Source organism: Planomonospora algeriensis, assembly GCF_977012225.1.
This window is the reverse complement of the sequence record NZ_CDRNDK010000233.1, coordinates 1-9792: the sequence shown is the minus strand read 5'-3', so window position 1 is coordinate 9792 and position 9792 is coordinate 1. Positions and strand designations below refer to the sequence as shown.

Annotated in this window: 10 protein-coding genes; 7 read left to right on the top strand and 3 right to left on the bottom strand. The window is 73.2% G+C overall.

Annotation, left to right across the window (positions count from 1 at the left end; translation table 11 throughout):
• The first annotated feature begins 201 nt into the window (after positions 1–201).
• The 4 genes from ACWJ6R_RS22115 (at position 202) to ACWJ6R_RS22100 (ending at position 4522) form a co-directional block, all read left to right on the top strand.
• Positions 202–1341: an alkaline phosphatase PhoX gene (locus tag ACWJ6R_RS22115; RefSeq protein WP_449064062.1), complete on the top strand. Its 1140-nt coding sequence runs from the start codon at positions 202–204 to the stop codon at positions 1339–1341.
• A 248-nt stretch (positions 1342–1589) separates the two neighbouring features.
• Positions 1590–2207 (top strand): NAD(P)H:quinone oxidoreductase, encoded by a 618-nt coding sequence (gene wrbA / locus ACWJ6R_RS22110; RefSeq protein ID WP_449064061.1) that lies wholly within the window; start codon positions 1590–1592, stop codon positions 2205–2207.
• Between the two features lie 73 nt (positions 2208–2280).
• Complete coding sequence (locus ACWJ6R_RS22105) at positions 2281–3237, top strand: lactonase family protein (RefSeq protein ID WP_449064060.1); 957 nt, start codon at positions 2281–2283, stop codon at positions 3235–3237.
• 259 nt (positions 3238–3496) lie between these two features.
• Positions 3497–4522 (top strand): 6-phosphofructokinase, encoded by a 1026-nt coding sequence (locus ACWJ6R_RS22100; protein WP_449064059.1) that lies wholly within the window; start codon positions 3497–3499, stop codon positions 4520–4522.
• Positions 4523–4591: 69 nt separating this feature from the next.
• On the opposite strand, the gene ACWJ6R_RS22095 is transcribed toward ACWJ6R_RS22100, so the two are convergent.
• The gene (locus ACWJ6R_RS22095; RefSeq protein ID WP_449064058.1) at positions 4592–5446 is read right to left on the bottom strand and encodes an MHYT domain-containing protein; all 855 of its coding nucleotides are present in this window, start codon (positions 5444–5446) and stop codon (positions 4592–4594) included.
• 86 nt (positions 5447–5532) lie between these two features.
• On the opposite strand from ACWJ6R_RS22095, the gene macS reads away from it, so the two are divergent.
• Positions 5533–6648, top strand: a complete 1116-nt coding sequence (gene macS, locus ACWJ6R_RS22090; RefSeq protein WP_449064057.1) for a MacS family sensor histidine kinase — start codon at positions 5533–5535, stop codon at positions 6646–6648.
• Here macS and ACWJ6R_RS22085 read toward each other — a convergent pair.
• Positions 6626–7231 carry a hypothetical protein gene (locus ACWJ6R_RS22085; RefSeq protein ID WP_449064056.1) on the bottom strand — a complete coding sequence of 202 codons (606 nt, stop codon included), beginning with the start codon at positions 7229–7231 and terminating at the stop codon, positions 6626–6628. The genes macS and ACWJ6R_RS22085 overlap by 23 nt on opposite strands.
• 148 nt (positions 7232–7379) lie before the next feature.
• Here ACWJ6R_RS22085 and ACWJ6R_RS22080 point away from each other — a divergent pair, with 148 nt between their 5' ends.
• Positions 7380–8009, top strand: a complete 630-nt coding sequence (locus ACWJ6R_RS22080; RefSeq protein ID WP_196467905.1) for a response regulator — start codon at positions 7380–7382, stop codon at positions 8007–8009.
• A gap of 105 nt (positions 8010–8114) precedes the next feature.
• On the top strand, positions 8115–9317 hold the full coding sequence (gene thiI, locus ACWJ6R_RS22075) for a tRNA uracil 4-sulfurtransferase ThiI (RefSeq protein WP_068894228.1): 1203 nt from the start codon (positions 8115–8117) through the stop codon (positions 9315–9317).
• 39 nt (positions 9318–9356) lie between these two features.
• Here thiI and ACWJ6R_RS22070 read toward each other — a convergent pair whose 3' ends face one another.
• Positions 9357–9641 (bottom strand): YiaA/YiaB family inner membrane protein, encoded by a 285-nt coding sequence (locus ACWJ6R_RS22070; protein ID WP_449064055.1) that lies wholly within the window; start codon positions 9639–9641, stop codon positions 9357–9359.
• Positions 9642–9792: the final 151 nt, after the last annotated feature.

Sequence of the window (9792 nt, the reverse complement as noted above, 5' to 3'; positions counted from 1 at the left end):
CGAAGGCGGCGCCCCGGCCCGAGGCCGGGGCGCCTTCGCATGCCGCGGCCCGCCGCAGGGGGCGCGGCCGGACGGGCGTGAGAGCGGATCGGCGGAAACACGCGCCTTCGGGGTTTCCGCAGAGTTTCAATCGAGAGGGTGACCGTGTTCATCCGGATCCGGTCGACTGGCCGCGTACCGTGAAGGCAGCGAGGAGGCGCCATGCTCCGCCGTACGTTGTTGCGCACCGGAGGACTGACCGCAGGTGCGGCGCTGACGGGATCCCTCTGGCAGGGGGCCGCGTGCGCGTCCGCGCGGGGGCCGGGCCCCTACGGGCCGCTCCGCGCCCCCGACGCGAACGGCCTCGCGCTGCCCGGCGGGTTCACCGGCAGGATCGTCGCCCGCACCGGCCGCAGGATCGGCGGCACGCTCTGGCACGCGGCGCCCGACGGCGGGGCGTGCTTCCCCGACGGCACCGGCTGGATCTACGTGTCCAACTCCGAGATCCCGCTGCTCGGCGGGGCCTCGGCGATCAGGTTCGCGGCCGGCGGCCAGGTCGTCGGCGCCTACCGGATCCTCTCGGGGACCGACCTCAACTGCGCGGGCGGGTGCACGCCCTGGAACACCTGGCTGTCGTGCGAGGAGACGTCGCGGGGGCGCGTGTTCGAGTGCGACCCCTACGGCCGGCGCGCCGCCATGCCGCGCCTGGCCATGGGCCGGTTCAAGCACGAGGCCGCCGCCTGCGACCCCGACCGGCAGGTGGTCTACCTCACCGAGGACGAGCCGGACGGCTGCTTCTACCGGTTCCGGCCGGACGTGTGGGGCGACCTGACGTCCGGGCGGCTGGAGGTGCTCTGCGGGGACGGCCGGGACGCGACCACCGGGCCGGTGACCTGGAAGCGGGTGCCCAACCCCGCCGCGCCGCTGAAGGCGACCCGGCACCAGGTGGGCGCCGCCCGGCACTTCTCCGGAGGCGAGGGCTGCCACTACGACGGCGGGGTCTGCTTCTTCACCACCAAGGGCGACAACCGGGTGTGGGCCTACGACGCGGAGAACGGGCGCCTGGGAGTCGCCTACGACGCCGCCTCCCCGCTGACCGGGGTGGACAACATCACCGGAACCCCCGCCGGAGACCTCTACGTGGCCGAGGACGGGGGGAACATGGAGATCAACCTGATCACTCCGGACCGGCGGATCTCACCGTTCCTGCGGGTCGAGGGCCACCCTGAATCGGAGATCACCGGCCCGGCCTTCTCCCCGGACGGCCGCCGGCTGTACTTCTCCTCCCAGCGCGGCGCCCGGGGCGACTCCGCCGGCACCGACGGTGTCACCTACGAGGTCGCCGGCCCGTTCCGCGGCTGAGCGCCCCCGGTGCGGCCGCCGCCCGGATCCTCCCGGACCGGCTCGAAGCGGCGTCCGGGGAGATCCCCGTCCGGGAATCGGTCTGCGGCGCGTCCGGATCCGGACCGGGCGGGGTCACCGGTCACCGGCCGCGGGTAGGTGCCGAGGCGGGGCGAGGGCCGCCCGGGCCGCCGCCCGCCCCCTCTCCGCGCCTGCCCGCGCCTGCCCGCGCTTCTCCGCGGCCCGTCCGCCTGACAGGGAGCAGACCCGTGACCGATGTGAGAGTCTCCGTCATCTACTACTCCTCGACCGGAACCGTCCACGCGATGGCCAAGCGGCTGGCGAGCGCCGCGGAGGCGGCGGGCGCGCGGGTCCGGCTCCGGCAGGTGCCCGAGCTGGCCCCGGAGGAGGCGATCGCCTCCAACGCGGCGTGGAGCCAGCACTTCGACGACACCAAGAACGAGCCGAAGGCCGTGCCCGACGACATCGTGGAGGCCGACGCGGTGCTGCTGGGCACGCCGACCCGCTACGGCAACATCTCCAGCCAGCTCAAGCAGTTCATCGACACCCTCGGCCCCCAGTGGTCGCAGGGGATGCTGGCCGACAAGGTCTACGCCGGGTTCACCGCGACCATGACCGCGCACGGCGGCCAGGAGTCCACCCTGCTGGCCCTCTACAACACCATCTACCACTTCGGGGGGCTGGTGGTGGCGCCCGGCTACACCGACCCGTCGAAGTTCGCCGACGGCAACCCCTACGGCGTCTCCCACGTCACCGGCGGCACCAACAGCGACCCGCTGACCGACGTGCAGTACACGGCCCTGGATCACATGGCCCGGCGGGTGGTGGACATCGCCGGGCGGCTGAAGGCCGGCGCCGCGGGCTGACCGGTGGGACCCGCCGCGGGATGACTGCGCTAAGGTCACGGACCGGTCAAGAGTTGACGACGGCGGGAGAGTCATGGCGGAGATCGCATATGTCGGCGGATACACCCCGGACACCGGCGGGTCGGGCGCCGGGATCGTCCTGGTGGAGCTGGACGGCCTGACCGGGCGGGGCGCGACGGCGGCCCCGGGGCCGTCCTTCCTCGCGGTCCACCCCCGCCTCCCCGTGCTCTACGCGGTGGGCGAGGCCGAGCAGGGCACCGTGGAGGTCTTCGCCCGGGGTGCGGACGGCGCGCTGGCGCCGCTCGGCGGCCGCTCCAGCGAGGGGTCGTTCCCCTGCCATCTGGCGGTGAACCCGGAGGGCACGCTGCTGGCGGTGGCCAACTACGGCGACGGCACGGTGAGCGTCCACGGCATCGACGAGGCGGGGCTGCTCACCACCGCGCAGGTCTTCCCCTACCGGGAGGGTGCCCACGCCCACCAGGCGACCTTCGGTCCCGACGGCGTGCTGTACGTGACCGACCTGGGCGCCGACGAGGTCCGCCGCTTCACGGTCGAGGACGGCCGCGAGGTCGCCCCGCACCCCGCCGGCCCGGTACGGCTCGCGGCCGGCATGGGCCCCCGGCACATGTCCCGGGCCGGGGACCGCTGGTACGTGGCCGGGGAGCTGGACGGCACGGTCCGCGCCTACGACTCCGACTGGCGGGAGACCGCGGTCACGGCGGCCAGCGGCACCGGGGCCGAGAACCACCCCTCCCACCTGGAGGTGTCCGGGCGGTTCGTCTACGTCGCCAACCGGGGGCCGGACACGATCGCGGTGCTGTCCGCGCCCGGTCTGGAGAGGGTCGCCGAAGTGCCCTGCGGGGGCGCCTGGCCGCGCCACTTCGCCGTCGCGCGCGACCGGATGTACGTGGCCAACCAGAACTCCGGCGGCGTCGCCGTGCTGCCGATGGCGGACGGGGTGCCGCAGGAGGCCGAGGCGGTCTTCGCGAGCGGCACGCCGTCCTGCGTGCTCCCGCTGCCGGGGGCGTGAGCGCCGGGGTCGCGGGGCGGGGAGCGGGCGCCGGCCGGAGGGCGCGGACGGCGCGGTTCCGGGGCGGGCGCCGCGGTCATGCGGGCGATCCGGTTCCGAGGTCGCGGGGCGGGGACGCGCGGACGCGATCGCCGTTTGGTCTAGACCACTGGGCCGCTCTGGAGGCAGAATGCCTTGCGTCGGCGTGGGAGATCCCCGCCGGTCGTGTCACCCCGCTTAGTCTGGCCGTATCACCTCGGAACCACCACCGGAGGATGCCATGCGTATTGGAGTGTTGACCGGGGGCGGCGACTGCCCCGGCCTGAACGCCGTTATCCGTGCCGTCGTGCGCAAGGGAACGGGCGTCTACGGCCACGAGTTCGTGGGATTCCGGGACGGCTGGCGCGGCCCGCTCGAGGGCGACACCATGCCGCTGGACATCCAGGCGGTGCGGGGCATCCTGCCCCGGGGCGGCACGATCCTCGGCTCCTCGCGGACCAACCCGATCAAGATCGAGGGCGGCGTCGAGAAGATCAAGGAGAACCTCGCCCAGACCGGGGTGGACGCCCTGATCGCGATCGGCGGCGAGGACACGCTCGGCGTCGCCACGCAGCTCTTCGAGCGGGACGTGAAGGTCGTCGGCGTGCCCAAGACGATCGACAACGACCTCAACGCCACCGACTACACCTTCGGCTTCGACACCGCCGTCAACATCGCCGTCGAGGCGATCGACCGGCTGCACACCACCGCCGAGTCCCACCACCGCGCGCTGATCTGCGAGGTCATGGGCCGCCACGCGGGTTGGATCGCGCTGCACGCCGGCATGGCCGCGGGCGCCAATGTCATCCTGATCCCGGAGAAGCCGTTCGACATCGACCGGGTCTGCGCCTACGTCGAGTCCCGCTTCAAGACCCGCTACGCGCCCATCATCGTGGTCGCCGAGGGCGCCCACCCCGTCGAGGGGCAGATGGCGCTGCAGGCGGGCGAACTCGACGCCTTCGGCCACGTCCGGCTGGGCGGCATCGGCGAGATGCTCGCCAAGGAGATCGAGAAGCGCACGGGCAAGGAGGCCCGCACCACCGTGCTGGGCCACATCCAGCGGGGCGGCACGCCCACGGCCTTCGACCGGGTGCTCGCCACCCGCTTCGGCCTGCAGGCCATCGACGCGGTGCACGACGGCGAGTTCGGCGTCATGGTCGCCCTGCGGGGCACGGACATCGTCCGCGTCCCCCTGCAGGAGGGCACCAGCGAGCTGAAGACGGTCCCGCCCGGCCGCTACGAGGAGGCCGAGGTCTTCTTCGGCTGAGTCCCCGCCCGGCGCCCGGGCCCTCGCGGGGCCCGCGGCGCCGGCCGCACGTCACCGTCCGAGGGCACGTCACCGTCCGGAGGAGTCGAACAGCGACGGATCCTCCGGGCGGAGGGCGGCCGCGGTCTGCGGGACGGCGGGGAAGCCCTCCGTCGCCCGGCCGTCCAGCCGGGCCATCACCTCGGCGTCCTCCCGCAGTTCCTGCTCGGAAGGGGACAGGACGACGCTCAGCAGCAGGCCCAGGGTGATCAGGCCGACCAGCGCCAGCAGCGGCAGCAGGAAGTCGACGCCCTGCGCTCCGCCGAGCGGGGCCGAGGACGTCGCCGGTTGCACGTCCATGGCGAACATGCCGGTGTAGTGCATGCCGCAGACCGCGACACCCATGATCAGGGCCGCGCCGCCGGTGGCCGGGACGCCGCGCACCCGCAGGGTGAACCAGAGCGCCACCGTGGAGGCGGCGATCGCGATCGCCGCCGACGCGCCGACGAGCACCGGGTCGTAGGAGACGTGCGCCTGCATGTTCATCGCGGCCATGCCGAGATAGTGCATGCCGGCCACGCCCAGCCCGGTGAGCAGGCCGCCGCCGAGGAGCGTCGCGGTCCTCGGCCCGCCGTACGAGACCATGAAGAGGCCCGCGCCGACCACGGTGATCGCCAGGACGGCCGAGCCGGCGGTGAGGAGCACGTCGTAGCGGATCTGCGAGCCGTCGACGGAGAAGCCCATCATGGCGACGAAGTGCATCACCCAGATGCCGGTGCCGCCGATGGACAGCGCGCCCCCGATCAGCCAGCGCGCCCGCGCGGAGCCCTCGGCCGCCCGCGCCTTCGTGGTGAGCATGAGGCCGAGCATGCAGCCGGCCCCCGACATGAGATAGGCCAGAACGGGGGTGACCAGGCCGTAGGAGAAGTGGTCGACGTGAGACATGGTCCAGTTCTTTGTGAGAAGGAATCGCCTCATTATTACCCTTAACGGACATATGTGACGGTTGAGAGGCGTGGGTGGCGATGGGGATGGAAGTCCCGTTCTGGCGGACCGTGGCGGTGTTCCGCGCCGCCTCCCTGCTGTACGCGGCGCTTCTGCTCGTCCGCGCCGGAGGCTACGAGCACCCGGCGGCCGGCTGGACTGTGATCGGAGTCATGGCCCTGTGGACCGTGGCGACGATCTTCGCCTACTCCGTCGAGGAGCTCCGCGGCCGGCCGCTGCTCGCCGCCGACCTGCTCGTGACCGTCGGCTGCCTGCTGAGCACGCCCGCGGTCCAGGGCCCCCACCAGCAGGGCGGCATGCCGATCACCGCCACCTGGATGGGCGGCGCCGTACTGGCCTGGGGCGTGCACGGCGGGCGCCGGGCCGGAGCCGCGGCCGCGGCGGTCGTCTCACTGGCCGACCTGTGGACACGCGACGTGTTCGGCTCCGGCGCCGCGGACCTGCCGGTCAACGGGACCGTGCTGCTCTTCCTGGCGGGGGTGCTGGTCGGGCACGTCGCACGGCTGGCCCGGCAGGCCGAGGCCCGCATGCAGCGGGCGATCGAGCTGGAGGCGGCGGGCCGGGAACGGGAGCGGCTCGCCCGCGGCATCCACGACTCCGTGCTCCAGGTGCTCGCGCTGGTCCAGCGGCGCGGCCTGCGGCTCGGCGGGGAGGCGGCGGAACTGGGCAGGCTCGCCGGAGAGCAGGAGGCCGCCCTGCGGGAACTGGTCAGGCTCCGCCCGGAGGCGCCCGCGGCGGGCGGCGCCGACCTGGGTGCCCTGCTGCGGGCGTACTCCTCGGGCACGGTCACCGTCTCCACCCCGGCCACCCCGCTGACGCTGCCCGCGCGGACCGCCGAGGAGATGGCCGCGGCGGCCCGGGCGGCCCTGGACAACGTCGTACGGCACTGCGGGGCGCGGGCCCCCGCCTGGGTCTTCGCCGAGGACGACGGCGGGACGGTCACCGTGACGGTCCGCGACGAGGGGCCGGGCATCCCCGCCGGCCGACTGGAACAGGCCGAGGCCGAGGGCCGGTTCGGCGTCGCCCAGTCGATCCGGGGCCGGATCGCCGACCTGGGCGGGACGGTCACCGTGGTGTCCGGTCCGGGGCGCGGCACCGAGATCGAGATGTCCGTCCCGGTCAGCCCGTCGGCGAAGGGCTGACCGGAGCGGTGGGCGAGGGGCTGACCGGAGCCCCCGGGGTGGGATTGAGCGGAGAGGTCGGAGACGGGGCGGCCGGGGCCGAGGGCCAGGGCGAGAGCGTGGCCCTCCACTCGGTCGCCGGCATCACCGGGGCCTCCAGCCGGGCCGTCCCGGCCTGCTGGAACCGCAGCTCCACGGTGACGAAGCCGCCGCCCGGCAGCTGCCTGCTCGCTCCCGTCAGCAGGGCCATGGGCACCGGTCCGGTGCCGACGGGCTGCCGGACCGGCAGGTCGACGCCGCCGCCGGGTATCTCCGAGCCCTGGAACGCGCCCGGCGCGCTGATCGCGACGAGCCGGTCGGGAGCGGTCCGGTTGTTGATCAGGACCATGTGCAGCGGAGCCCCGGCCCCGGAGGCCAGCGGCTTGCCGTCGGAGCCGCCCATGACGATGACGTTCCTGATCGCGATGCCGTCCTGGAACCCGTTCCCGCCGTCGTTCGGGGCCATCTTCTCCTGGCCGATCTCCGGCGCGAGCCGTTCGTTGCCGCAGGAACAGGCGGTCAGGGCCAGCGCGGCCACCAGCAACATCCTGAAACGTCTTGTCATGTCACTCCTCCCGGCTCGTCCGGATCCATCTCCGCCTTCCGTGGAGGGATATCCCGCCCGCGGTCCATTTTTTCGCCATCCGTCCGGCTTTCCGGGAACCCTCCGGCCTCCCCGTCCCATCCGGTAATACGCTGGCCGGATGCGGGTGATGGTGGTGGACGACCACCCGATGTGGCGGGACGCGGTGGCGCGGGACCTGGCCGAGGCGGGATACGAGGTGGTGGCCGCGGTCGGCGAGGGCCGGCAGGCGCTCCGGGTGGCCGCGGCCGTACGGCCCGAGGTGGTCGTGCTGGACCTGCAGCTGCCCGACCTGTCCGGGGTGGAGGTGGCCCGGGGGCTGGCCGCGGCGGACGCGCCGCCCCGGGTGCTGGTGCTGTCGGCCAGCGGCGAGCAGGACGACGTGCTGGAGGCGGTCAAGGCCGGCGCGTCCGGTTACCTGCTGAAGTCGTCGAGCCGTGAGGAGTTCCTCGACGCCGTCCGGCGCACCGCCGAGGGCGACGCGGTGTTCACCCCCGGCCTGGCCGGCCTGGTCCTGGGGGAGTACCGGCGGCTGGCCGCCCGCCCCGTCCCGGCGGAGGGGCCGCGCCTGACCGAGCGGGAGACCGAGGTGCTGCGGCTGGTGGCCAAGGGGCTGTCCTACCGGCAGATCGCCGAGCGGCTCGTGCTCTCCCACCGGACCGTGCAGAACCACGTCCAGAACACGTTGAACAAGCTCCAGCTCCACAACCGCGTCGAACTCGTGCGCTACGCGATCGAGCAGGGCCTCGACGGGTCGTAGCCGGGACTAAAGTGGCCCCGGTGCGGTGTTGCCGTTGACGGCCGCCCGCGACACCCGGCGGTCGCCCCACGACCCTTCCCCTGACGCTCCACCGGAGGTTCCACCATGGCCGTGTCCGCACTGGGCGAGCCCTGCGTTCTGCTCAAGCTGGGCGAGGTCGTCCTGAAGGGAAACAACCGCGAGGTCTTCGAGCAGCGGTTGCAGGCCAACATCAAGGCCGCCCTGAAGGAGTTCGGCTTCAAGGTGGACGTGCGGCAGCGCCACGGCGTCATCGCGCTGTTCCTGCCGGAGGGGACGAGCGCCGAGACCGCCGACGCGGTCGCCGAGCGGGTCGCCTACGTGCCCGGCCTGGTCTGGATCCACCGGGCCTGGCGGGTCGCCAAGGACCCCGACGCGGTCCTCAAGGCCGCGATCGAGCTGCTCGCCGACCGCGAGGACGTCAAGCGGGGTGTCTCCTTCGCGGTGCGCTCGCGCCGCCGCGACAAGCGCTTCCCGCTGACCTCGATGCAGCTCGACCGCACGGTCGGCGGCGAGCTCAACGACATCTACGGCCTGCCGGTGGACCTGAAGAACCCCGAGCTGGTCGTCTCCATCGAGGTGGACCGCGACGAGGTCTTCGTGCACACCGACGGACTGCCCGGCCAGGGCGGCCTGCCGGTCGGCACCAGCGGGCGCGGCCTGGTCCTGATGTCCGGCGGCATCGACTCCCCGGTCGCCGCCTACCGGATGATGCGCCGCGGCCTGCGGGTGGACTTCCTGCACTTCTCCGGCATCCCCTTCACCACCTCCGAGTCCATCTACAAGGCGTACGCGCTGGTGCGCGCCCTGGACAAGTTCCAGGGCAGGTCCCGCCTGTGGGTGGTGCCGTTCGGCAAGGCGCAGCAGTCCATCAAGGCCTCCGGCCAGGACCGCCTGGCGGTCATCGCCCAGCGCCGCCTGATGCTGAAGACCGCCGAGGAGGTCGCCCACCGCCTGCGTGCCGGGGCGCTGGTCACCGGTGACTCCCTGGGCCAGGTCTCCTCCCAGACCCTGCAGAACATCACCGCCCAGGACGACGCGGTCGACCTGCCGATCCTGCGCCCGCTGATCGGCCTCGACAAGACCGAGATCATGGCGGAGGCCCGCCGCATCGGCACCCTGGCGATCTCCGAACTCCCCGACGAGGACTGCTGCACGCTGCTGGCTCCCCGCCGGGCTGAGACGGCCGCCAAGATCGCCGACCTGAAGCAGATCGAGAAGCGCCTCGACGCCGAGGAGCTCGCCGTGCAGCTGGCCGACTCCCTGCAGGAGTACAAGCTGGAGGGCTGACGGTCCCGGGCGGCGGCTCCGGGCGGCGGCCCGGCGCCGTCAGTCGACCTTGAAGGGGTCGTGCTCGGCCAGGAGCTTCTCCAGTCGGGCCTGGTCGACCCGGGTGGTGACCTCGGAGAGCTCCTGGCGGTCGCGCACGCACTTGGCCAGGGTGAAGGTCGAGGTCACGACGTACAGGACACCGATGGACAGGAAGGCGCGGACCCAGGTGTCCACGGGGAGGTAGGCCAGGCCGATGGCGACCGCGGAGACGGACACGCCGAAGGACAGGACCGCCTGGACGTAGAAGGCGCCGGTGTTCTTGGGCTGGATCGCTTTCGTCATGCCGTCCAGGATCCGGCGCGGGGAAGGACCGGCGCGTCCGTGCGGATACTCAGTTACCCGTGAGTACGTACGACGGTCCGCGCCTCGGAGGGCGGGCGCGAGGCGCCGGGTGGCGTGGCGGGCGAGGGGCGGGCGAGGGGCGGGCGAGGGG

What these genes read in the sequence shown, in the direction of transcription:
- ACWJ6R_RS22115 (WP_449064062.1), top strand. Translation starts at nt 202, where the DNA reads ATGCTCCGCCGTACGTTGTTGCGCACCGGAGGACTGACCGCAGGTGCG.
- ACWJ6R_RS22105 (WP_449064060.1), top strand. Translation starts at nt 2,281, where the DNA reads ATGGCGGAGATCGCATATGTCGGCGGATACACCCCGGACACCGGCGGG.
- ACWJ6R_RS22095 (WP_449064058.1), bottom strand. Translation starts at nt 5,446, where the DNA reads ATGTCTCACGTCGACCACTTCTCCTACGGCCTGGTCACCCCCGTTCTG.
- thiI (WP_068894228.1), top strand. Translation starts at nt 8,115, where the DNA reads ATGGCCGTGTCCGCACTGGGCGAGCCCTGCGTTCTGCTCAAGCTGGGC.
- ACWJ6R_RS22100 (WP_449064059.1), top strand. Translation starts at nt 3,497, where the DNA reads ATGCGTATTGGAGTGTTGACCGGGGGCGGCGACTGCCCCGGCCTGAAC.
- ACWJ6R_RS22070 (WP_449064055.1), bottom strand. Translation starts at nt 9,641, where the DNA reads ATGACGAAAGCGATCCAGCCCAAGAACACCGGCGCCTTCTACGTCCAG.
- ACWJ6R_RS22080 (WP_196467905.1), top strand. Translation starts at nt 7,380, where the DNA reads ATGGTGGTGGACGACCACCCGATGTGGCGGGACGCGGTGGCGCGGGAC.
- macS (WP_449064057.1), top strand. Translation starts at nt 5,533, where the DNA reads ATGGAAGTCCCGTTCTGGCGGACCGTGGCGGTGTTCCGCGCCGCCTCC.
- ACWJ6R_RS22085 (WP_449064056.1), bottom strand. Translation starts at nt 7,231, where the DNA reads ATGACAAGACGTTTCAGGATGTTGCTGGTGGCCGCGCTGGCCCTGACC.